The organism is Mesorhizobium loti R88b, from assembly GCF_013170845.1.
In the GTDB taxonomy this organism is placed as follows: domain Bacteria; phylum Pseudomonadota; class Alphaproteobacteria; order Rhizobiales; family Rhizobiaceae; genus Mesorhizobium; species Mesorhizobium loti_B.
The window spans coordinates 4645653-4668077 of the sequence record NZ_CP033367.1; the positions used below are offsets into that span (position 1 = coordinate 4645653).

Annotated in this window: 19 protein-coding genes and 1 tRNA gene; 3 read left to right on the plus strand and 17 right to left on the minus strand. The window is 61.6% G+C overall.

The window, feature by feature from the left end:
• Positions 1-27 precede the first annotated feature (27 nt).
• From fusA to rpsL, 3 genes are read right to left on the minus strand one after another with little or no spacing between them, the layout of a single operon-like run.
• Complete coding sequence (fusA, locus tag EB235_RS22655) at positions 28-2118, minus strand: elongation factor G (RefSeq protein WP_027028836.1); 2091 nt, start codon at positions 2116-2118, stop codon at positions 28-30.
• A 29-nt stretch (positions 2119-2147) separates the two neighbouring features.
• Entirely contained in the window at positions 2148-2618 is a 471-nt protein-coding gene (rpsG, locus tag EB235_RS22660; protein WP_008875664.1) for a 30S ribosomal protein S7, read from the minus strand.
• 57 nt (positions 2619-2675) lie between these two features.
• On the minus strand, positions 2676-3047 hold the full coding sequence (gene rpsL, locus EB235_RS22665; protein ID WP_006333356.1) for a 30S ribosomal protein S12: 372 nt from the start codon (positions 3045-3047) through the stop codon (positions 2676-2678).
• 462 nt (positions 3048-3509) lie between these two features.
• Between rpsL and EB235_RS22670 the strand changes: the two genes are divergently transcribed.
• The 3 genes from EB235_RS22670 (at position 3510) to EB235_RS22680 (ending at position 5935) form a co-directional block, all read left to right on the plus strand.
• On the plus strand, positions 3510-3791 hold the full coding sequence (locus tag EB235_RS22670) for a hypothetical protein (protein ID WP_027028835.1): 282 nt from the start codon (positions 3510-3512) through the stop codon (positions 3789-3791).
• A 31-nt stretch (positions 3792-3822) separates the two neighbouring features.
• Complete coding sequence (locus EB235_RS22675) at positions 3823-4920, plus strand: PLP-dependent cysteine synthase family protein (protein WP_245268739.1); 1098 nt, start codon at positions 3823-3825, stop codon at positions 4918-4920.
• 88 nt (positions 4921-5008) lie between these two features.
• A complete protein-coding gene (locus EB235_RS22680; protein ID WP_027028833.1) occupies positions 5009-5935 on the plus strand; it encodes a Gfo/Idh/MocA family protein in 927 nt (308 codons plus the stop codon).
• A 117-nt stretch (positions 5936-6052) separates the two neighbouring features.
• On the opposite strand, the gene EB235_RS34850 is transcribed toward EB235_RS22680, so the two are convergent.
• The 14 genes from EB235_RS34850 to EB235_RS22750 form a co-directional block, all read right to left on the minus strand.
• Positions 6053-6232: a hypothetical protein gene (locus EB235_RS34850; RefSeq protein ID WP_245268738.1), complete on the minus strand. Its 180-nt coding sequence runs from the start codon at positions 6230-6232 to the stop codon at positions 6053-6055.
• 34 nt (positions 6233-6266) lie between these two features.
• Entirely contained in the window at positions 6267-6932 is a 666-nt protein-coding gene (locus EB235_RS22690) for an O-methyltransferase (RefSeq protein ID WP_027028832.1), read from the minus strand.
• Between the two features lie 154 nt (positions 6933-7086).
• Entirely contained in the window at positions 7087-11283 is a 4197-nt protein-coding gene (gene rpoC, locus EB235_RS22695; RefSeq protein ID WP_027028831.1) for a DNA-directed RNA polymerase subunit beta', read from the minus strand.
• A gap of 129 nt (positions 11284-11412) precedes the next feature.
• Entirely contained in the window at positions 11413-15549 is a 4137-nt protein-coding gene (gene rpoB, locus EB235_RS22700; protein ID WP_027028830.1) for a DNA-directed RNA polymerase subunit beta, read from the minus strand.
• A gap of 253 nt (positions 15550-15802) precedes the next feature.
• Positions 15803-16180 carry a 50S ribosomal protein L7/L12 gene (gene rplL / locus EB235_RS22705; RefSeq protein ID WP_027028829.1) on the minus strand — a complete coding sequence of 126 codons (378 nt, stop codon included), beginning with the start codon at positions 16178-16180 and terminating at the stop codon, positions 15803-15805.
• A gap of 54 nt (positions 16181-16234) precedes the next feature.
• On the minus strand, positions 16235-16753 hold the full coding sequence (gene rplJ / locus EB235_RS22710; RefSeq protein WP_027028828.1) for a 50S ribosomal protein L10: 519 nt from the start codon (positions 16751-16753) through the stop codon (positions 16235-16237).
• 394 nt (positions 16754-17147) lie between these two features.
• Positions 17148-17846 carry a 50S ribosomal protein L1 gene (gene rplA, locus EB235_RS22715; protein ID WP_027028827.1) on the minus strand — a complete coding sequence of 233 codons (699 nt, stop codon included), beginning with the start codon at positions 17844-17846 and terminating at the stop codon, positions 17148-17150.
• Positions 17847-17850: 4 nt separating this feature from the next.
• A complete protein-coding gene (gene rplK / locus EB235_RS22720; protein ID WP_013531410.1) occupies positions 17851-18279 on the minus strand; it encodes a 50S ribosomal protein L11 in 429 nt (142 codons plus the stop codon).
• A gap of 177 nt (positions 18280-18456) precedes the next feature.
• On the minus strand, positions 18457-18984 hold the full coding sequence (gene nusG / locus EB235_RS22725) for a transcription termination/antitermination protein NusG (protein WP_027028826.1): 528 nt from the start codon (positions 18982-18984) through the stop codon (positions 18457-18459).
• Between the two features lie 27 nt (positions 18985-19011).
• Positions 19012-19215, minus strand: a complete 204-nt coding sequence (gene secE / locus EB235_RS22730) for a preprotein translocase subunit SecE (RefSeq protein ID WP_027028825.1) — start codon at positions 19213-19215, stop codon at positions 19012-19014.
• A gap of 361 nt (positions 19216-19576) precedes the next feature.
• Positions 19577-19652, minus strand: a tRNA-Trp gene (locus tag EB235_RS22735).
• Between the two features lie 80 nt (positions 19653-19732).
• On the minus strand, positions 19733-20284 hold the full coding sequence (locus EB235_RS22740) for a putative glycolipid-binding domain-containing protein (RefSeq protein WP_051429565.1): 552 nt from the start codon (positions 20282-20284) through the stop codon (positions 19733-19735).
• Between the two features lie 29 nt (positions 20285-20313).
• Positions 20314-20796 carry a group II truncated hemoglobin gene (locus EB235_RS22745; RefSeq protein ID WP_027028823.1) on the minus strand — a complete coding sequence of 161 codons (483 nt, stop codon included), beginning with the start codon at positions 20794-20796 and terminating at the stop codon, positions 20314-20316.
• Between the two features lie 91 nt (positions 20797-20887).
• Positions 20888-22414: a hypothetical protein gene (locus EB235_RS22750; RefSeq protein ID WP_245268949.1), complete on the minus strand. Its 1527-nt coding sequence runs from the start codon at positions 22412-22414 to the stop codon at positions 20888-20890.
• Positions 22415-22425 lie beyond the last annotated feature (11 nt).

The following is a 22425-nucleotide window of genomic DNA, read 5'->3' on the forward strand; positions in this document are numbered from 1 at the left end:
TTAAGTTACTGCTGCAACCCGTTGGGGTTACGCGTATTTCTTCTGAACTTCCTGAGCGACCGCGGTCGGCACAGGCTCATAGTGATCGAACTGCATCGTGTAGGCCGCGCGGCCCTGGCTCATCGAGCGCAGGTTGTCGACGTACTTGAACATGTTGGCGAGCGGCACCATCGCGTTGATGACGACGGCCACGCCGCGCGCTTCCTGGCCCTGGATCTGGCCGCGACGGCCGTTCAGGTCACCAATGACGCTGCCGACATAATCTTCCGGCGTGACGACCTCGACCTTCATGATCGGCTCGAGCAGCTGCACACCAAGCTTGGGTGCGGCTTCACGGAAACAAGCGCGACCGGCGATTTCGAAAGCCAGAACGCTCGAGTCCACATCGTGGTAAGCGCCGTCGATGAGCGTCGCCTTGACGCCGATCATCGGGAAGCCCGCGAACGGACCCGAAGTCATGACGCTGTTGATGCCCTTTTCGACACCGGGGATGTATTCCTTCGGCACGGCGCCGCCGACGATCTTGGTCTCGAACTCGAACTCGCTGCTTTCCGGGTTCGGCTCAAAGACGATCTTGACGCGAGCGAACTGACCGGTACCGCCGGTCTGCTTCTTATGCGTGTAGTCCTGCTCGTGCCTGCGGGTGATCGTCTCGCGATAGGCCACCTGCGGTGCGCCGACATTGGCCTCGACCTTGAACTCGCGACGCATGCGGTCGACGATGATGTCGAGGTGGAGTTCGCCCATGCCGGAAATGATGGTCTGGCCGGATTCTTCGTCGGTCTTGACGCGGAAGGACGGATCCTCGGCGGCCAGGCGGTGAAGGGCGAGGCCCATCTTTTCCTGGTCGTTCTTGGTCTTCGGCTCGATCGCGATCTGGATGACCGGATCGGGGAATTCCATGCGCTCGAGGATGACCGGGTGCAGCGGATCGCTCAGCGTGTCGCCGGTGGTCGTGTCCTTGAGACCAGCCAGAGCGACGATGTCGCCGGCAAAAGCCTCTTCGACGTCAGCGCGCGAATTCGCATGCATCTGCAGCATGCGGCCGATGCGCTCTTTCTTGCCCTTGACGGTGTTGTCGACCGAGATGCCCTTGGTCAGCTTGCCCGAGTAGATGCGGGCAAAGGTGAGCGAACCGACGAACGGGTCGTTCATGATCTTGAAGGCGAGCATCGAAAGCGGCTCGTTGTCATCGGCATGACGCTCGATGTCAGCGTCGGTCTTGGCGTCAACGCCCTTGATGGCGGGAACATCGGCCGGCGAAGGCAGATATTCGACGACGGCGTCGAGCAACGGCTGCACGCCCTTGTTCTTGAAGGCCGAGCCGCAGAACATCGGGTAGAACTTGACCGCAATGGTGCCCTTGCGGATCAGCGCGCGGATCTCGTCATTCGACGGCATCTTGCCTTCGAGGTAATTCTCAAGCGCCGTCTCGTCCATTTCGACGGCGGCTTCGATCATCTTCTCGCGGTATTCTTCCGCACGAGCCTGAAGGTCGGCCGGGATCTCGACGACGTCCCAGGCAGCGCCCAGCGTCTCGTCGCGCCAGACCAGCGCGTTCATCTCGACGAGATCGACAACGCCCTTGAACTCGGTCTCGGCGCCGATCGGCAGCTGCATGACGACGGCATGCGCACCGAGGCGCGAACCGATCATCTCGACCGAGCGGTAGAAGTCGGCGCCGATCTTGTCCATCTTGTTGCAGAAGATCATGCGCGGGACGCGGTACTTGTCAGCCTGGCGCCAGACGGTTTCCGTCTGCGGCTCGACACCGGCATTGGCATCCAGCAGCGCGATAGCGCCGTCGAGCACACGCAACGAACGCTCGACTTCGATGGTGAAGTCGACGTGTCCGGGGGTGTCGATGATGTTGAAGCGGTACATCTTGCCGCTGCGACCCTTCCAGAAGGTCGTGGTGGCAGCAGACGTGATGGTGATGCCGCGCTCCTGCTCCTGCTCCATCCAGTCCATGGTGGCAGCGCCGTCGTGCACTTCGCCAATCTTGTGCGACTTGCCCGTGTAATAGAGGACGCGCTCGGTGGTCGTCGTCTTGCCGGCGTCAATATGCGCCATGATACCGAAATTGCGGTAGTCTTCGATTTTGTATTCGCGGGCCATCGTAGCTGCCTCTCAGTCTCGTTCGCGCTTTACCAGCGGTAGTGCGCGAAAGCGCGGTTGGCTTCAGCCATCTTGTGGGTGTCTTCACGCTTCTTGACGGCCGTGCCGCGGTTGTTGGCCGCGTCCATAAGCTCGCCGGAGAGGCGGTCGACCATGGTGGTCTCGTTGCGGTTGCGGGCGGCAGCGATCAGCCAACGGATGGCCAATGCCTGACGACGCTCGGGGCGCACATCGACCGGAACCTGGTAGGTGGCGCCGCCGACGCGACGCGAACGCACTTCCACATGCGGCGCGACATTGTCGAGCGCCTGATGGAAGACGGTGACCGGCTCCTGCTTGGTCTTCGACTGAACCTGGTCGAGCGCGCCGTAGACGATGGTCTCGGCAACCGACTTCTTGCCGTCATACATGACGGCGTTCATGAACTTGGTGACGATCAGATCGCCGAACTTCGGGTCCGGATTGATCTCACGCTTTTCTGCACTGTGACGACGCGACATGGCTTTTGTCTCTCAATCTCATAGCCCGACGCATTCGAGCGCCAGGGCCGGAAAATCTTACTTCGGCCGCTTGGCGCCGTACTTCGAACGGCGCTGCTTGCGGTTCTTCACACCCTGCGTGTCGAGCACGCCGCGGATGATGTGGTAGCGAACGCCCGGAAGATCCTTGACGCGGCCGCCGCGGATCATGACCACGGAGTGCTCCTGAAGGTTGTGACCTTCGCCGGGGATGTACCCGATCACTTCAAAACCATTGGTCAGGCGGATCTTGGCCACCTTGCGCAGCGCCGAGTTCGGCTTCTTCGGCGTCGTTGTATAGACGCGCGTGCAGACGCCCCGCTTCTGCGGGTTCTGCTGCATGGCCGGGACCTTGTTGCGCTTCACCGGCGCAATGCGCGGCTTGCGGATCAGCTGGTTGACGGTAGGCATTAAACCCTCTTGTCTCTCAATTCCGTGTCTCGCCCGGTCAGGGCCGCTCAAAGCGTCATTTCCATACGCAAATTCGGGCCATAAACCGCGCCTCGCGGTCTTGCCCGAACAAATGGCAGAGGAAGCGGAACTCGCTTCGTGCACGCCGGAAATGTCTTTTCGCTCGTAAAACGAACCCTGTTTGAGGCAAACTCCAAAGCGTGTCGCTTCGGAAGGGAGAGCCTCACATCGGTTCTGACTGGGCGGCTTCTACTCGCAAGCCCGCGAACCGTCAACCCCGGAGTGCCAAATATTGCATTGAAGCCGGGGCTTGGCAGCCATGCGAAAACCGCATGTAATTTTCTTTCGTCATTTTGCAAGGACGGAGAAGAAAGTGACCGGTTTTCGACTGTTGCGAAGTCATGCTTCATGCGAAAAGTCCGCATGAACAGCCCAAATCTCCTCATTCGAAGGAATCGACCCGTGAACGACAATGAGGAACGGCCGGTCACCATCGTCACCGGCCGGGTGTGGAAGAAGAAGGGCGGCAAGCCGGAAGGCGTGCATGTCATGCTGGTTGCGCCCGATGACGATTCGGCGGTGCGCCGCGTGCTCGAATCGCTCGCCGCGGAGGGCTACGCCGAGGCCGAACTCGACCAGATCGGCGACATGGAAGGCGTACCCGACGACGAACCGCATCTGTCGGCATTCCAAGGCGCGCTCGAAGGCGAAGTCTCGATCGTCACCTTCGACGTGCCGATCTGAAACCAGGGCACAGATGATGGCAGGATCGAGAATGGTTGAACCTGCATCCCGGGCCTGGGCCGACAAGGCGGTCGCCGCGATCGAGGCCGACCAGCACCGCTCTGCGGACACGCATCTTTGGAAACTCGACCTGCCGGCGCCGATGGGAATTGACTTCTATCTCAAGGATGAATCCACCCATCCGACCGGCAGCCTGAAGCACCGGCTGGCGCGTTCGCTGTTTCTTTATGCTCTGTGCAATGGCCTGGTCCGCGAAGGCTCGCCAGTGGTCGAAGCCTCATCAGGCTCAACAGCGGTGTCGGAAGCGTATTTCGCCCGCATGATCGGCGTGCCTTTCTACGCAGTGATGCCCCGATCGACGTCGCGCGAAAAGATCGCCGCGATCGAGCATTATGGCGGCAACTGCCATTTCATCGACGACGGCAGGCGCATCTATGCCGAGTCGGCCGAACTCACCGAACGGCTCGGCGGCCATTTCATGGACCAGTTCACCCATGCCGAACGCGCCACCGACTGGCGCGGCAACAACAACATTGCCGATTCCATCTTCGGACAGATGCGCGAGGAGCGGCATCCCATCCCAAGCTGGATCGTGATGAGTGCCGGTACGGGCGGCACGTCAGCCACGATTGGCCGATACCTGCGCTACAAGCGGCACGCCACGCGGCTGTCGGTTGCGGATGTCGAGCGCTCCGCCTTCTTCAAAGGCTTTGCCACGCACGATCGCGATTGTCGCTGCGAACAGCCGTCGCGGATCGAGGGCATTGGCCGGCCGCGCATGGAGCCGTCCTTCGTGCCTGGCGTCATCGATCACATGCTGCGGGTGCCGGATGCCGTATCGCTGGCGGCGATGCGGGTTTTGTCGCGCCGGCTCGGCCGCCGTGTCGGCGGCTCGACCGGCACCAACTTCATCGCCATGTGCTTTCAGGCCGCACGTATGGTCGAGCATGGCAAAACCGGTTCGCTGGTTACGCTGATCTGCGATTCCGGTGACCGCTATGCCAACACCTACTATTCGGATGAATGGCTGGCAGCCAACGGCCTCGACCCCTCGCCTTTCGAACCAGTGATCGAGGCCTTTCTGGCGGGCGGAAAGCTGACGTTGCAATTCGAGGAAAGCTGGGGCTGAGCTTTCGGCTCCCACTGGGCGGCTTCGGCTTGCCCGGAGCAAGTCTTCTGCTAGAAACGCTCACCATCATCAAACAGACGGAGCGGCCGTGTCTGAGCCCATCAACATTGGCATCGTCGGCGTCGGCAAGATCGTCCGCGACCAGCACCTGCCGGCCCTGGCGAAAGACCAGGACTATCGCCTGGTCGCGGCCGCCAGCCGGCACGGCAAGGTCGACGGCATTCCGAATTTTCCCACCATCGAAGCAATGCTCGACGCGGTGCCGGAGCTCGACGCCGTTTCGCTCTGCATGCCGCCGCAGTTCCGCTACGATGCGGCGCGCACGGCGCTGATCGCAAAAAAGCATGTCTTCCTGGAAAAGCCGCCCGGCGCCACGGTCAGCGAGGTCGAGGACCTGAAGAGACTTGCGACGGCCAGTGGCGTCTCGCTGTTCGCCAGCTGGCATTCGCGCTACGCGCCGGCTGTGGAGGCCGCGCGCAACTTCCTCGCATCGACCCGAATCCGGTCAGCTGCGATTGTCTGGAAAGAGGACGTACGCCGCTGGCATCCGAATCAGGACTGGATCTGGGCGCCTGGCGGCTTCGGTGTCTTCGATCCCGGCATCAACGCGCTGTCGATCGCAACCCACATCCTGCCGGCGATGTTCATCACCGCGGCCGTGCTCGACTTTCCGGAAAACCGCGCCGCCCCGGTCGCAGCGCAGGTCACCTTCCGCACGTCGAACGGACTGCCGGTGACAATGGACCTCGACTGGCTGCAGACCGGCCCGCAAAGCTGGGACATCCTGGCCGACACGGATGCCGGCAAGATGGTGCTGTCGGGCGGTGGTTCGAAGCTCGCGGTCGACGGCCGTGTCGTGCACGAGGAGCCGGAGGCGGAATACCCGATGCTTTACAAGCGTTTCGCCGAGATCGTGCGCGCCGGTGCCTCAGATGTCGATCTGGCGCCGCTGCAGCATGTCGCCGACGCCTTCATGCTCGGCAAGCGCAATGTGGTCGAGGCGTTTTTCGATTGAATCGAGGTGTGCTATCGTGAGCCTTGGCCGGGATATGTTCCCGGCTTAGGTCCGGAGACGATTGGTGCGGTGCGATGTCCGAATTCCAATTCGGTCAGCACATCTTGAACGGCAATCTCAAGAGATCACAGTTCGGCCGATCAGCGCTACAACCCAAATGCGATGATCATCGCCAGCCGAGGTCCGGTGAATCCATTGCTCGGGGTCGATCCCGATCAAATCCCAGAGCCTTCGCTGCGCAAAGTTCATGCGCTCGCGGCCCGTATTGATTAGGTCCCAAAGGGCTGCCTCGTTCATCTGTCCAACACTCTTCGACATCAGAGTTGCGTTTTCACTCGACGATCGCAATCGCAAAGCCGTCATAGCCCTTGGCGCCAACCGTCTGAATGGCGGTGCCATCCAACCGCTTATCGCTGCCGATGAACGAGAACGCTGCCCGGGCGCCCACGACGTTGGCGTCATGGCCACCCTCATCGAGCACGGCGCCGTCGCGGATGACGTTGTCACAGACAATGACCGTTCCCGGCCGCGAAAGCCGCATCGCCCAGGACAAATAATTCGGGTTGTTCGGCTTGTCGGCGTCGATGAAGATGAGATCGAACGGTCCGGCGTTCTCAGCGCTCAGCGCGGCAAGTGACTGAACGGCCGGCCCGACCCGCAGTTCCACGCGCTCCGACACGCCTGCCCGGACAAAGTTTGACCTCGCGACGCTGGCGTGGTGCGGGTCGAGTTCAAGCGTCACGATCTTGCCGCTTGCAGGCAAGGCGCGCGCCATCCAGATCGTCGAATAGCCGCCCAGCGTGCCGATTTCGAGAACCTTCTTCGCTCCCTGAATGCGCGCAAGAAGCGAAAGCAGCTTGCCCTGCGCCGGCGAGACGTCGATCGGCGGCAAACCTTGGTCACGGTTGGCGGCCAGAACAGTGTCGAGGGCGGGATCCGCCTCGAACAGGGCATCAACGATGTAGTCGTCGACAGCAGCCCAGGTCTTCTTGCTCATCGTTCTCTTCTCCGATCGAGAGCCGAAACGCGAAAGAGTAGGAACGCGTGGACCTCTCGCCACCATGGATACCAACTTCGCCATGCCCAGGAAAACAAAAAGGCCGCCGGGTTGCCCCGACGGCCTTGTTGCCTGAGATTTTTGGCCGCCGCGCTTACTGCGCGGCGGTTGTCATGTCGGCCAGCATAGGCTCGGCAACTTCCACACCGGAGGCCTTGCGGCGCTCATCGATGATCAGTTCGTCGCGCGAGGTGGCGATGCGCCGGATCTGGCTCATCGTGCCGCCTGTGCCGGCCGGGATCAGCCGGCCGACAATGACGTTTTCCTTCAAGCCCTGCAGCATGTCGGTCTTGCCGGCAACCGCGGCTTCCGTCAGCACCCTGGTCGTCTCCTGGAAGGAGGCGGCCGAGATGAAGGACGGCGTCTGCAGCGAGGCCTTGGTTATGCCCAGCAGCACCGGCTGGCCTTCGGCCGGCTTCTTGCCGTCCTCGACCAGGCGCTCGTTGACCTCTTCCAGCTCGATCACGTCGACGTGGTCGCCCGGAATGTAGGTCGAGTCGCCCTGCACCGTGATCTCGACCTTCTGCAGCATCTGGCGAACGATCACCTCGATGTGCTTGTCGTTGATCGACACGCCCTGCAGACGATAAACTTCCTGGATTTCGTTGACGAGGTAGGAAGCAAGTGCCTCCACGCCCTTGATCGCCAGGATGTCGTGCGGCGCCGGATTGCCGTCGAGGATGTAGTCGCCCTTCTCGATGACGTCGCCGTCCTGGAGATGGAACGGCTTGCCCTTCGGGATCAGGTATTCGACCGGCTCAAGCGTCGAGTCGTGCGGCTCGATGATGATGCGGCGCTTGTTCTTGTAGTCGCGGCCGAAGCGGATCGTGCCATCGATCTCGGCGATGATGGCGTGATCCTTCGGACGACGTGCCTCGAACAGTTCGGCAACACGCGGCAGACCGCCGGTGATGTCCTTGGTCTTGGCACTTTCCATCGGGATACGCGCCAGAACGTCGCCAGGGCGAACCTGCGAACCCGGCTCGACCGAGAGAATGGCCTCGACCGAGAGCAGGAAGCGGGCGTCGCCGCCCTTCGACAGCTTGCCGACCTTGCCCTTGGCGTCCTGGATGGCGATCGCCGGCTTCAGGTCGTTTCCACGCGGCGTCGAGCGCCAGTCGATGACCTCACGCTTGGTGATGCCGGTCGACTCGTCGGCCGTTTCCTGGACGGAGATGCCATCGACCAGATCCTCGTACGACACCCTGCCCTCGATTTCGGTGAGGACCGGACGGGTATAGGGATCCCACTCGGCGATACGCTGGCCGCGCTTCACCTTGTCACCATCGTCCACGAAGATGCGCGAACCATAGGTGAGGCGGTGCGAGGCACGCTCCTTTCCGGCTTCATCGAGGATCAGCACCGCCATGTTGCGGCCCATGACCATCTGCTGGCCGTCGGAGTTGCGCACCACGTTGCGGTTGCGGATCTCGACCTTGCCCTCATAGGAGGCTTCAAGGAACGAAGAGTCCACCACCTGCGCGGTACCGCCCATGTGGAAGGTACGCATAGTGAGCTGGGTACCCGGCTCACCGATCGACTGCGCCGCGATGACGCCGACCGCTTCACCCTGGTTGACCGGGGTACCGCGAGCCAGATCGCGTCCGTAGCAGACCGCGCAGACGCCGATCCTGACCTCGCAGGTCAGTGCCGAGCGAATGCGGACCGACTGCACGCCGGCCTTTTCGATCTTCTCCACGTCACGCTCGTCCATCAGCGTTCCGGCCTTGACCAGAACATCGCCCGACACCGGATGGGTGATGTCGTCGAGCGAGGTACGGCCCAGCACGCGCTGGCCGACCGAAGCAACGACCTGACCGGCATCGACGATCGGCTGCATGGTGAGGCCCTTGTCGGTGCCGCAATCCACGGAGTTGACGATGCAGTCCTGCGCCACGTCGACCAGACGACGGGTGAGGTAGCCCGAGTTCGCCGTCTTCAGGGCGGTGTCGGCCAGACCCTTGCGGGCGCCGTGGGTCGAGTTGAAGTACTCGAGCACGGTCAGGCCTTCCTTGAAGTTCGAGATGATCGGCGTCTCGATGATTTCACCCGACGGCTTGGCCATCAGGCCGCGCATGCCGGCAAGCTGGCGCATCTGGGTGGGCGAGCCACGCGCACCGGAGTGCGACATCATGTAGATCGAGTTCATCGGCTTCTGACGGCCATTGTCCTCGAACTCGACCGCCTTGATGCGGGCCATCATTTCGTCGGCGACCTTTTCCGAGCACTTGGCCCAGGCGTCGACGACCTTGTTGTACTTCTCGCCCTGCGTGATCAGGCCGTCATTGTACTGCTGCTCGTATTCCTTGGCCAAAGCCTCGGTGTCGGACACCAGCTTGATCTTGCTGTCGGGGATCAGCATGTCGTCCTTGCCGAACGAAATGCCGGCACGGCAGGCATGGCTGAAGCCGAGCGCCATGATGCGATCGCAGAAAATGACCGTCTCCTTCTGACCGCAATGGCGGTAGACGGTGTCGATCATCTTGGAGATGTTCTTCTTGGTCATCTCCTGGTTGGCGGTCTCGTAGGGCACGTTGACGTTCTTCGGCAGAAGCTCGCCGATGATCATGCGGCCAGGGGTGGTGTCATGGATCTTCGACACGATCTTGCCTTCGGCATCGACCGTGCGGAAGCGGCCCCTGATCTTGGAGTGCAGCGTCACGGCCTTGGTCTCGAGCGCATGCTGGAGTTCGCCCATGTCGGCAAACACCATGCCTTCGCCCGGCTCGTTCTGGTTGACGATCGAGAGATAGTAGAGACCGAGAACCATGTCCTGCGACGGCACGATGATCGGCGCGCCGGAAGCCGGGTGCAGGATGTTGTTGGTCGACATCATCAGCACGCGGGCTTCAAGCTGCGCTTCCAGCGAAAGCGGCACGTGAACCGCCATCTGGTCACCGTCGAAGTCGGCGTTGAAGGCCGTGCACACCAGCGGGTGCAGCTGGATCGCCTTGCCTTCGATCAGGATCGGCTCGAACGCCTGGATGCCCAAGCGGTGCAGCGTCGGCGCGCGGTTCAGCAGAACCGGGTGCTCGCGGATGACCTCGTCGAGGATATCCCAGACCTCCGGACGCTCCTTCTCGACCAGCTTCTTGGCCTGCTTGACGGTCGAGGAGTAACCCTTGGCGTCGAGACGGGCGTAGATGAAGGGCTTGAACAGTTCGAGCGCCATCTTCTTCGGCAGGCCGCACTGGTGCAGCTTGAGCTCCGGACCGGTGACGATGACCGAACGGCCGGAATAGTCGACGCGCTTGCCGAGCAGGTTCTGACGGAACCGGCCCTGCTTGCCCTTCAGCATGTCGGACAGCGACTTCAGCGGGCGCTTGTTGGCGCCGGTGATGACGCGGCCGCGACGGCCATTGTCGAACAGCGCATCGACGGCTTCCTGCAGCATGCGCTTTTCATTGCGCACGATGATGCCGGGAGCGCGCAGCTCGATCAGCCGCTTCAGACGGTTGTTGCGATTGATGACGCGACGATAGAGGTCGTTCAGGTCGGACGTGGCGAAACGTCCACCATCCAGCGGAACCAGCGGGCGCAGGTCCGGCGGGATCACCGGAACCACCTTCATGATCATCCATTCCGGACGGTTGCCGGATTCCATGAAATTCTCGACGACCTTGAGCCGCTTGAGATACTTCTTCTGCTTCAGCTCGGACGTGGTCGAAGCCAGTTCCGAACGCAGGTCGCCGGCGATCTTCTCCAGGTCCATGCCGGCCAGAAGGTCATGAATGGCCTCGGCGCCGATCATGGCGGTGAACGAATCCTCGCCATACTCGTCGACAGCGATCATGTACTCTTCCTCGCTGAGCAGCTGGTGCTCCTTCAGCGCGGTGAGGCCAGGCTCGGTGACGATGTAGTTCTCGAAGTAGAGGACGCGCTCGATGTCCTTCAGGGTCATGTCGAGCAGCGTGCCGATGCGCGACGGCAGCGACTTCAGGAACCAGATGTGAGCGACGGGTGCGGCGAGCTCGATATGGCCCATGCGCTCGCGACGGACGCGCGACAGCGTGACTTCGACGCCGCACTTTTCGCAGATGACGCCCTTGTACTTCATGCGCTTGTACTTGCCGCACAAGCACTCATAGTCCTTGATCGGGCCGAAAATGCGCGCGCAGAACAGACCGTCACGCTCCGGCTTGAAGGTGCGGTAGTTGATGGTCTCCGGCTTCTTGATCTCGCCAAACGACCAGGACAGAATCTTCTCAGGGCTGGCCAGTGAGATCCGGATGGAATCGAACACCTGCGCAGGCGCCTGCGGATTGAAGAGATTCATGACCTCTTGGTTCATGCCGTTCTCCTTTTCGGGGTCCTCGAAAACCCCTTGCATCTAGCGCGGGCCAAACGCCCGCCGTCTTGTGTCGGCCACTGGCCGTCGAATTTATTTGGCGCGCCGCAGCTTGTGCGGCGCGCCGTAGCCTTACTCAGCTGCGTCGGGCAGCCGGACAGGGTTGTCGTCGAGCTTGGTATTCTCCAGCTCGACATTGAGGCCGAGAGACCGCATTTCCTTGACGAGAACGTTGAAGCTCTCGGGGATGCCGGCCTCGAAGGTGTCGTCGCCGCGTACGATCGCCTCGTAGACCTTGGTGCGGCCGGCGACGTCGTCGGACTTCACCGTCAGCATTTCCTGCAGCGTGTAGGCGGCGCCGTAGGCTTCCAGCGCCCAGACCTCCATCTCGCCGAAGCGCTGGCCGCCGAACTGCGCCTTGCCGCCCAGCGGCTGCTGGGTAACGAGCGAGTACGGGCCGATCGAACGCGCGTGGATCTTGTCGTCCACGAGATGGTGAAGCTTGAGCATATAGATGTAGCCCATCGTCACCTTGCGATCGAACGGCTCGCCCGTGCGTCCGTCATAGAGCTGCGACTGACCTGATGTGTGCAGGCCCGCCTGCTCCAGCATGATGTTGATGTCAGCCTCATGCGCGCCGTCGAACACCGGGGTCGCGATCGAGACGCCGCGGCGCATCTGCTCGCTGAGGCGAACAATGCTCTCATCGTCATATTCGCGGACCGGCTCGTTGCGATCGTTGGCCGGAATGAAGCTCTCGAGCGTCTTGCGCAGCGGCTTGATGTCACCCGCCACCTTATACGCGTCGATCAGCTCGCCGATCTTCTTGCCCATGCCAGCGCATGCCCAGCCCAGATGCGTTTCCAGGATCTGGCCGACATTCATGCGGCTCGGCACACCCAGCGGGTTGAGCACGATATCGGCATGCGTGCCGTCCTCGAGGAAAGGCATGTCTTCGACCGGAACGATGCGAGACACGACACCCTTGTTGCCGTGACGGCCGGCCATCTTGTCGCCCGGCTGCATCTTGCGCTTCACGGCCACGAAGACCTTGACCATCTTCATGACGCCCGGAGGCATTTCGTCGCCGCGCTGCACCTTCTCGACCTTGTCCATGAAGCGCTGTTCGAGCGCCTTCTTGGAGTCGTCGTACTGGCCACGCAGGGCTTCCAGTTCGCTCTGGAGCTTTTCGTTCTCCACGGCAAACTGCCACCACTGCGAACGCGGATACTCGTCGAGCGTATCCTTGGACAGCGTCGAGCCCTTCTTGAAGCCCTTCGGTCCAGCGATCGCTTCCTTGCCGACGAGCACGTCGGAGAGACGCGCGTAGACGTTACGGTCCAGGATAGCCTGCTCGTCGTCACGGTCCTTGGCGAGGCGTTCGATCTCCTCGCGCTCGATCGCCATGGCGCGCTCGTCCTTCTCCACACCGTGGCGATTGAACACGCGCACCTCGACGACGGTGCCGAAGGTGCCCGGAGGCATGCGCATCGAGGTGTCGCGCACGTCGGAAGCCTTTTCGCCGAAGATGGCGCGCAGAAGCTTTTCTTCCGGCGTCATCGGGCTTTCGCCCTTCGGCGTGATCTTGCCGACCAGGATGTCGCCCGGCTGAACTTCCGCACCGATATAGACGATGCCGGCTTCGTCGAGGTTCTTCAGCGCTTCTTCCGAGACGTTGGGAATATCACGCGTGATTTCCTCCGGTCCAAGCTTGGTATCGCGAGCCATGACTTCGAACTCCTCGATATGGATCGAGGTGAAGACGTCATCGGCCACGATGCGCTCGGAGAGCAGGATCGAGTCCTCGTAGTTGTAGCCGTTCCACGGCATGAACGCGACCAGCACGTTGCGGCCGAGCGCCAGATCACCGAGCTCGGTCGACGGACCGTCGGCGATGATGTCGCCCTTGTTGACCCGGTCACCCATACGCACCAGCGGACGCTGGTTGATGCAGGTGTTCTGGTTCGAACGCTGGAACTTCATCAGCCGGTAGATGTCGACGCCGGACTTGCCCGGATCGAGATCTTCCGTCGCGCGGATAACGATACGCGTCGCGTCCACCTGGTCGACGATGCCGCCACGACGGGCGCCGATTGCGGCGCCCGAGTCACGGGCAACGATCGGCTCCATGCCGGTGCCGACGAACGGCGCCTCGGCGCGTACCAGCGGCACGGCCTGACGCTGCATGTTCGAGCCCATCAGCGCGCGGTTGGCGTCGTCGTTCTCGAGGAACGGGATCAGGGCCGCGGCCACCGACACCATCTGCTTGGGCGACACGTCCATCAGGTCGACGTTTTCGCGCGGCGCCATCATCACTTCGCCGGCGCTGCGGCAAATGACGAACTCGTCGACGAAGCCGCCATTCTTGTCGAGCTCGGCATTGGCCTGCGCGACATGGTGCTTGGCTTCTTCCATCGCCGAGAGATAGACGACGTCATTGGTCAGCTTGCCATCGACGATCTTGCGGTACGGGCTCTCGATGAAGCCGTACTTGTTGACGCGTGCGAAGGTGGCCAGCGAGTTGATCAGACCGATATTCGGGCCTTCCGGCGTCTCGATCGGGCAGATGCGGCCGTAATGCGTCGGGTGCACGTCGCGCACTTCGAAGCCGGCGCGCTCGCGGGTCAGACCACCCGGTCCAAGCGCCGACAGGCGACGCTTGTGGGTGATCTCCGACAGCGGGTTGGTCTGGTCCATGAACTGCGACAGCTGCGAGGAACCGAAGAACTCGCGCACGGCGGCAGCCGCCGGCTTGGCGTTGATCAGGTCCTGCGGCATGACCGTGTCGATCTCGATCGAGGACATACGCTCCTTGATCGCGCGCTCCATGCGCAGCAGGCCGACGCGGTACTGGTTTTCCATCAGCTCGCCGACCGAACGCACGCGGCGGTTGCCGAGATTGTCGATGTCGTCGATCTCGCCCTTGCCGTCGCGCAGTTCAACCAGCGTCTTGACCACGGCCAGGATGTCGTCCTTGCGCAGCACGCGCACGGTGTCCTCGGCCTTGAGTTCGAGGCGCATGTTCATCTTGACGCGGCCAACGGCCGACAGATCGTAACGCTCGCTGTCGAAAAACAGCGAGTTGAACATGGCTTCGGCGGTCTCGAGCGTCGGCGGCTCGCCGGGGCGCATGACACGATAGATGTCGAACAGCGCGTCCTGGCGGCTCTCGTTCTTGTCGACGTTGAGCGTGTTGCGGATGTAGGCGCCGACATTGACGTGGTCGATGTCGAGAACCTTGATCTCGTTCTCGCCAGTGCCAAGCAGCACCTTCAGCGTCTTTTCGTCGATCTCATCGCCGGCTTCGAGGAAGATCTCGCCGGTGGCGTAGTTGACGATGTCCTCGGCGAGGTAATTGCCGAGCAGATCCTCGTCGGTCGCCTTGATCGCCTTGAGACCCTTTTCGCCAAGCGCCCTGGCCTGGCGGGCGGTGATCTTCTTGCCTTGCTCGACAACGATCTCGCCGGTATCGGCGTCGACCAGATCGCCGACGGCCTTGAGGCCGCGGAAACGCTCGACGTTGAACGGGATGCGCCAGTGGTCGCCGGCCCGCTTGTAGGTGATCTTGTTGTAGAAGGTCGACAGGATCTCTTCGCCGTCCATGCCGAGCGCCATGAGCAGCGAGGTCGCTGGAATCTTGCGGCGACGGTCGATGCGGGCGTGCACGACGTCCTTGGAATCGAACTCGATATCGAGCCACGAACCACGATAGGGGATGACGCGCGCGGCAAACAAAAGCTTGCCCGACGAGTGCGACTTGCCCTTGTCATGGTCAAAGAAGACGCCCGGCGAGCGGTGCATCTGCGAGACGATGACGCGCTCGGTGCCGTTGACGATAAAGGTGCCGTTCAAGGTCATGAGCGGCATGTCGCCCATGTAGACGTCCTGCTCCTTGATGTCCTTGATCGACTTGGCGCCGGTATCTTCGTCGATATCGAACACGATAAGGCGCAGCGTCACCTTCAGCGGCGCGGCATAGGTGAGGTCGCGCTGACGGCATTCGTCAACGTCGAATTTCGGTCCTTCGAACTCGTACTTCACGAACTCCAGCATGGAGGAGCCGGAAAAGTCCTGAATCGGGAAGACCGACTTGAAAACGGCCTGCAGTCCCTCGTCCGGACGCCCACCCTTGGGCTCCGCCACCATCAGGAACTGGTCATAGGATGCCTTCTGAACCTCGATCAGGTTCGGCATCTCCGCAACTTCCGGAATCTTTCCGAAGAATTTGCGTACGCGTCTGCGGCCATTGAAAGTCTGGGTCTGGGCCATCGTCGCTCCTTAGCTCTAAACTCGGGACGAACCTCGCCGCGGCTCGCCTTGCATACCGAGCCGCCTGGGCGGCGGCCCTCTGTCTGTTCTCCGGCGGCTTTTCGGCCGACCGGCTAAAACGGTAGAAAACCCGTTTCCTGAAGGCCGTTTGCGGCCCTCAGGAAAGAGGTTCTCGTACATCTCGCGCTACGCGTGCTCCCTTCCGAGTGAAGGGAGTGGCGGACGGCGCGAGGCCGCCCGCCGCTTTTTACGCTTACTTCAGTTCGACCTTGGCGCCGGCTGCTTCCAGCTGGGCCTTGAACTTGTCAGCGTCGGCCTTGGAAACGGCTTCCTTGACCGGCTTCGGAGCCGCTTCGACCAGATCCTTGGCTTCCTTGAGGCCAAGACCGGTGATGGCGCGGACTTCCTTGATGACGTTGATCTTCTGAGCGCCGGCCTCGACGAGGACGACGTCGAATTCGGTCTTCTCTTCAACCGGAGCTGCGGCAGCAGCGCCACCGCCAGCAGCGGCAACCGCCACCGGAGCAGCAGCCGAAACGCCCCACTTTTCTTCCAGAAGCTTCGACAGCTCGGCCGCCTCAAGGACGGTCAGCTTCGAAAGGTCGTCTACGATCTTTGCGAGATCAGCCATTGTTGTAATCCTTCATAAGGTTCGAACGTGTGTTTGTGATAGCGAGGAACGGCCTCATGCCGCCTCGTCCTTCCGGGCGTAAGCGCCGATGACGCGCGCGACCGAAGCCGCTGGCGCATTGACGATCTGGGCGATCCGGGTTGCCGGCGTGGCGATCATGCCAACCAGCCTGGCGCGCAGCTCATTGAGCGACGGAAGTGTGGCGAGTGCCTTCACACCGTCGGCATTGAGCGAGGTTGTGCCCATTGCACCGCCGAGAATGATCAACTTGTCATTCCCCTTGGCGAAATCGGACGCGACCTTCGGCGCCGCAATCGGATCCTCCGAATAAGCAATCAGCGTCTGTCCCTTGAACAGGTCGATGATCGATGCGGAGTCCGTGCCCTGAAGAGCGATTTTGGCGAGACGGTTCTTCGCGACTTTAACGGTGCCACCGGCAGCGCGCATTTTCGACCGAAGGTCGTTCATTTGCGCGACGGTGATACCGGCATAGTGGGCCACTACGACTGAACCTGCGCCCGAAAACGCATCATTCAGGCCCGTGACGAGTTCGCGTTTTTCCGCTCTGTCCACTGCCTATCTCCAGTTGACCCCTATCCTGTTAATGGGAACATCCCATTCGCGAGGACAGGCGTCGGGTTGCCTTTTGCCGGTCGGGCCATCCAGTAACGGATCTCCCGAACGACGCTCGAGGATCCTGCCCCCTTTCGCCACACCACCGGCCAGGCCGACGATGCGCAGACAAAAGGCAAACACGGTTCGAACCTTTCATTGGAGCTTGTCGCTCCGTTGTCCGGTTTTCACCCGTCTCATGCAGGCCCAATTGAATTAAGGCTTCTGGGCCGCCTGCAATCTCGGACAGGATGTCCGGAAGCCTCTCGGCTTCCGGTACCGGGCCACCAACAAGTCGGAGGCCCGGAATTCAGTTGCGGATCAGCCGCTTAGCGGCCAATCCAATATGTTCGTATCAGGACGCGGTGAGCGTCGAGACGTCGAGCTTGAGGCCCGGGCCCATCGTCGAGGTGACTGACACCTTCTTGACGTAGTTGCCCTTGGCGCCAGCCGGCTTTGCCTTGGTCACCGCATCGGTGAAGGCGCGGATATTCTCTTCCAGCGCCTTGACGTCGAACGAGACCTTGCCGACGCCGGCATGAACGATGCCGGCCTTCTCGACGCGGAATTCGACAGCGCCGCCCTTCGATGCCTTGACGGCAGCCGCGACGTCGGTGGTGACGGTGCCGACCTTCGGGTTCGGCATCATGCCGCGCGGGCCGAGCACCTTGCCGAGACGGCCGACCAGCGGCATCATGTCCGGCGTGGCGATGCAGCGATCGAAATCGATCGTGCCCTTCTGGACGATGTCGACCAGGTCCTCGGCACCAACGATGTCGGCACCGGCGGCCTTGGCCTCTTCCGCCTTGTCGCCACGGGCGAACACGGCAACGCGAACCGAGCGGCCAGTGCCGTTCGGCAGGTTGACCACGCCGCGGACCATCTGGTCGGCATGGCGCGGGTCGACGCCGAGGTTCATCGCCACTTCGACGGTCTCGTCGAACTTGACCGAGGAACGGTCCTTGAGCAGCTTCAACGCATCGCCCAAGGCATAAGCCTTGTTGGGATCAATGCCTTCGCGGGCCTTCGATACACGCTTTGCAATCTTTGCCATGATCTCAGCCCACCACTTCCAGACCCATCGAGCGGGCGGAGCCCTCGACCATGCGCATGGCCGCTTCGACGTCGTTTGCGTTCAGATCCTTCATCTTGGCAGTGGCGATCTCGCGAACCTTGTCGCGCGAAACGGTGCCAGCCTTGACCTTGCCCGGCTCCTTCGAACCTGACGTGAGGTTCGCTGCCTTCTTCAGGAAGTAGCTCACCGGTGCCGTCTTCATGACGAAGGTGAACGACTTGTCCTGGTAATAGGTGATGACGACCGGAACCGGCGATCCCTTTTCCATTTCCTGGGTCTGCGCGTTGAACGCCTTGCAGAATTCCATGATGTTGATGCCACGCTGACCAAGCGCCGGGCCGATCGGGGGAGACGGCGTAGCCGATCCCGCTTTCACCTGGAGCTTGAGCTGGCCTGCAATTTTCTTAGCCATCTCTTTTCCTGCCTTTGTCTATGCCGGCCCCAACCATCTTGGGAAACACCGGCGGTTGCAGTCTGGTGGTGCGATCCGTGCAGCCGGCTAAAGCCGCACTCATCTCCCACCGTTCTCGAGGCTGCACGTTTCCGCGCCGCCTCCCCTGATCGCCGAACCGGCGCCAGGAGTTTCGGATCAGCCCTTTTCGACCTGTCCGAATTCCAGATCGACAGGCACGGCGCGCCCGAAGATCGAAACTTCCACCTTGAGCCGCGCCCGCTCCTCGTCCACTTCCTGGACGAAGCCGTTGAAGGACGCGAAGGGACCATCCGAAACGCGGATCGCCTCGCCGATCTCGAAGGTGACCGAGGGCTTCGGCCGCTCGACGCCTTCCTGCACCTGGTTCAGGATGCGCTGCGCTTCCGCCTCGGTGATCGGCACCGGCTTGGAGTCACCCAGAAAGCCGGTGACCTTCGGCGTGTTCTTCACCAGCGAGAACACCGCGTCGGTCAAGTTGGCCTTCAAGAGCACGTAGCCCGGGAAGAATTTGCGCTCGGCATCGACCTTGCGGCCTCGACGAACCTCTACGACCTTCTCGGTCGGCACCACGATCTGCTCGATATCGGCGGACAGGCCCTTTTGCTTGGCCTTGTTGACGATGTCTTCAGCGACCTTCTTTTCAAAATTCGAATAAGCGTGGACGATGTACCAGCGCGCAGTCATTTTTCGACTTCTCCGTAATCGCCGGACTTAACGTCCAATTCCCAGAAGCTGTTCGACAGCGAGGCCCATCAGCTGATCGGCGCTGAAGAAAAAGATCATCGCGATCACAGCAAAGGCCAGAACCATGATCGTCGAGATCATCGTCTCGCGACGCGACGGCCAAGTCACCTTGGCTGTCTCCGCGCGGACCTGCTGGAGAAAGACGAAAGGATTTGTGGTTTTCGAAGCCATATGCCGCCTGTCTTCAAGACCCGTTGGCCGGGCCCCCTGGATGATCCCGCTGACCGGGACGTGCCGCCTGAGCCAATCTCGCGCCGAATCAGCGCAAACGTTTCGCCCATGCAAATCAGACGCGTAAAGCCGGCTTCCCAGCTCCACGCGTCGCGTGTCTGTTCTGTCTACATAAAACCGATTCTTGATCCACGCAAGTGGCAAGTGCCCGCTTTATGACCAAACACCGCCTCGGAACCATCCAGTCGTTCCGTCCCGGCTATGGCGCCCTTATGCCTCAACTGGCCTAATATGGCAAGCGGGTCGCCGATTTTCAAAGGTCAACCCGCAAAAATCTCGTTTTGATGGCCATTTCTGGAAATGGCACGGGCAGCAGGGCTCGAACCTACGACCTGCGGTTTTGGAGACCGCCGCTCTACCAACTGAGCTATGCCCGTATCGCGCGCCTCGGCGCAGCAGGGGCTTCCTAAAAGCTTCCGCGCTCTGTGTAAAGAGTGGTTTGCACGCAAACGCGCCTTCATTCCCTTTGCCAGAAATCGGGATAGGTGACGACCAGCCCGTCAGCGTCGATCTCGAGTTCCCGCCTGAAGTCGCTGGCTCGCGATTCATAGAGATATCGCCTGCCCTCCTCGAGGCATGTGTAGCGTTGCGGGTTGGCGACGACCGTGAGCGTCGGGAGCCTTATGAAGGCGGTGGTGATGTCGGCGCTCTGTCCGGTGGAAAGCCGCAAGCGCCGGATCGGCAGCGTGTTGGTGAACGGCGTGACGGTGACATCAGGGTCGAGCACACCATCGAGCTCGGGCACGGCGGAGCCATCCCGGATCCAGTGGCCTTCACCATCGGAGACGAGGACAAGGGTCTGGCCAGAGCCGATCATGTCGACCGTGACACTCCTGGCGCGCCAGTTCGCATCGCATTCTATGCGATAGCGGACGGCAAACGGGGTTTGGCCGGAGCAAATGACGACGGAGTCGGCCAGAACCTCCCCTGCCCGCTCGCGCAGTTCAAGATGCTCGATACCGGGGCCGTCCCACTCGTGCCAGCGCACGATCTTCATATCTTCCGACATCAGTCCTGCACTCCGGAGCGGCAAGGAAGCTACTTTGTTTCCGGCGGCGTATACGGCCCGCCGGGCACGCCCCAGCCCCAGGCCGGCATCGGTTCGGTTTCCGGATCGCAGGTCTCACCGAGATTCGAGTTCATCTTGGCCAGCCGCGATCCCCATTCGACATAGCCCATGAAAGCGGAACGGAATTCGGGATCGTCGGGCAGACCGACGGTATCGGCGGCGTCGGCAAGGAGATTGATCCAACGGCGGCGCTGTTCTTCGGTCAGATGCTTGCCCAGATGATGCATGACCATCTCGCGGTGGCCGCCAAATTTTTCGCTGTAGGTTTTTGGCCCACCAAACACCTCGCCGATGAAAGCGGCGACATGGGCGGGATGGTCCGGCGACATCGCCTTGAACACTGGTCCGACGACCGGGTCCTGCGCCACCTTGTCATAGAAGGTCTGTGTCAGCCGGTTCAGGGCGTCGCTGCCGCCGGCCCATTCGTAGAGTGTCGGAACATCCTTGCGCATGGCGGTCCCCTGTCCTCGATCGCCGCAGACGATAACGGAAAGGCCCGGCAGGCCTCAACCTGCCTCGATGGTCAGTTCAAAAGATGCAGCGCTACAGTTTGGCCGGCATGTCGGCTTCCGCGTTGGCTGACGGCATGACCCGGCAATTGTCCGGCCTTGGAGCAGACCTGCATATGGTCGCGCCCGTCATTTCGTCGGCGGACTGAGGCCCGGTCGCCAGCCCGAATTTCAGTATCGCCTGCGGATAGAGCTGCCGGTTGGATGAGGAGAGCTGTATGGCGGCGAACAGGCCGGGTCCGATCGCCATCTCCTCAAGATAAGCCTTGACCTTGTCCCCAACCTTGTCCCCTGGCCCAACGGAACTCACGCTGAGGCGCGCGGCCGGGCCGATGATGCGTTTGACGCCACCGGCAACCATGATCGGACAGGACGAAGCACATTCGCCTTCAGCTTCGATGGTGAGACCAGTGTGCACGCCATCCTTGGCTAGGCAATCGGCCGAGGGATCACAATCCACGAAATCGGTGTGGGCAACGACAACGTCGAGCTTGTGCTCCCGGATCAGCCTGCCGGCGGCAAGCGCGCCCTCTACATCGCCTCCTTGCGAGCTGATGACGATCGGCAGCCGCCGGCCGGCGACGGCATCGAGCGCCTGGCGCAGCTTTTCCGGCGTCTGCGCGGTGATCGTACCCTCCGCCGAGATCCATTCCGGGCAATCGGGATTGCAGAGCGGGTTGCTGCCGCGGACAAGTACGAAGCGCATGTCTGCGCCCTTCGGCGTCGTCGCTTCAGCCGGGTTTGCCTGGGCGGTCGGGAGGTCCGCCGGCTTCGTATCTTTGCCCGCCGGGATCTCCCGGCAATTCGCCGGCATCGGATTTGCCCTGCAGATGGTTGCGGCGGTGAAAAGGTCGACGGTGTCCAGGGAGGTGACGAGGTTCATCCGGAGCATATTCGCGAGAACCAGCTGATGGATTTCGCTGGCCGGTGTGTTCTTCATCGTCAGGAACACGCCATCGCCTATCCCCATTCCCTGCAAATAGGCCGAAAGCTTCTTCTCGACCACCTGGCTCATTTCATAGGTCTTGTAGCTGCCCGCGTTCTTGCGGCTGACGACCTTGGTGCTGAGGATCTTCTTCTTGCCGTTCACGATCCGGTAGGTGGTCCGGTAGAGCAGCTTCTCGCGCCTGAAAGTGGTGGTGACCTGGTGGACGCCGAGATAGGCGAAATCCCCGACGACGCGGCGAACACCGCCGGAAAACATCAGTGGGCAGGCAGAATTGCACATGGCGCCGTCGTCATGAGCCGTGCCGAAATAGTCGGCGCCCTTGCCTTTGTTGTCCCTGCAATCCTTCATCTCCGGCTCGCAGCCGGAAAAAACCGTCGTGCCGACGGCGATATCGAGCTTGTTCTTGCGGATCAACTGGCCAAGCGCCACCGCCGCATCGACATTGCCGCCGGGGGAATTGACGACCACCGGCAATTGCCGGCCTTTGAGCGCCTTGAGCGTGCGCTTGAGCAGCGACGGCGTCTCAGCCTCGATGGTGCCTTCGGCCGATATCCATTCCGGACAATTGGGCTCGCAGCCTGGCGCATTGCTGCGCACGACAGCGAACCGCATCGACGGGATGT

Excerpts from the sequence above, each read along its gene's own strand:
- rplL (WP_027028829.1), bottom strand. The coding sequence starts at position 16,180 with ATGGCTGATCTCGCAAAGATCGTAGACGACCTTTCGAAGCTGACCGTC.
- rpsL (WP_006333356.1), bottom strand. The coding sequence starts at position 3,047 with ATGCCTACCGTCAACCAGCTGATCCGCAAGCCGCGCATTGCGCCGGTG.
- EB235_RS22675 (WP_245268739.1), top strand. The coding sequence starts at position 3,823 with ATGGTTGAACCTGCATCCCGGGCCTGGGCCGACAAGGCGGTCGCCGCG.
- secE (WP_027028825.1), bottom strand. The coding sequence starts at position 19,215 with ATGGCTTCGAAAACCACAAATCCTTTCGTCTTTCTCCAGCAGGTCCGC.
- rpoC (WP_027028831.1), bottom strand. The coding sequence starts at position 11,283 with ATGAACCAAGAGGTCATGAATCTCTTCAATCCGCAGGCGCCTGCGCAG.
- fusA (WP_027028836.1), bottom strand. The coding sequence starts at position 2,118 with ATGGCCCGCGAATACAAAATCGAAGACTACCGCAATTTCGGTATCATG.
- EB235_RS22750 (WP_245268949.1), bottom strand. The coding sequence starts at position 22,414 with ATGCGGTTCGCTGTCGTGCGCAGCAATGCGCCAGGCTGCGAGCCCAAT.
- rpsG (WP_008875664.1), bottom strand. The coding sequence starts at position 2,618 with ATGTCGCGTCGTCACAGTGCAGAAAAGCGTGAGATCAATCCGGACCCG.
- EB235_RS22745 (WP_027028823.1), bottom strand. The coding sequence starts at position 20,796 with ATGCGCAAGGATGTTCCGACACTCTACGAATGGGCCGGCGGCAGCGAC.
- rplA (WP_027028827.1), bottom strand. The coding sequence starts at position 17,846 with ATGGCAAAGATTGCAAAGCGTGTATCGAAGGCCCGCGAAGGCATTGAT.
- rplK (WP_013531410.1), bottom strand. The coding sequence starts at position 18,279 with ATGGCTAAGAAAATTGCAGGCCAGCTCAAGCTCCAGGTGAAAGCGGGA.
- EB235_RS22690 (WP_027028832.1), bottom strand. The coding sequence starts at position 6,932 with ATGAGCAAGAAGACCTGGGCTGCTGTCGACGACTACATCGTTGATGCC.
- rpoB (WP_027028830.1), bottom strand. The coding sequence starts at position 15,549 with ATGGCCCAGACCCAGACTTTCAATGGCCGCAGACGCGTACGCAAATTC.
- EB235_RS34850 (WP_245268738.1), bottom strand. The coding sequence starts at position 6,232 with ATGAACGAGGCAGCCCTTTGGGACCTAATCAATACGGGCCGCGAGCGC.
- nusG (WP_027028826.1), bottom strand. The coding sequence starts at position 18,984 with ATGACTGCGCGCTGGTACATCGTCCACGCTTATTCGAATTTTGAAAAG.
- EB235_RS22740 (WP_051429565.1), bottom strand. The coding sequence starts at position 20,284 with ATGTCGGAAGATATGAAGATCGTGCGCTGGCACGAGTGGGACGGCCCC.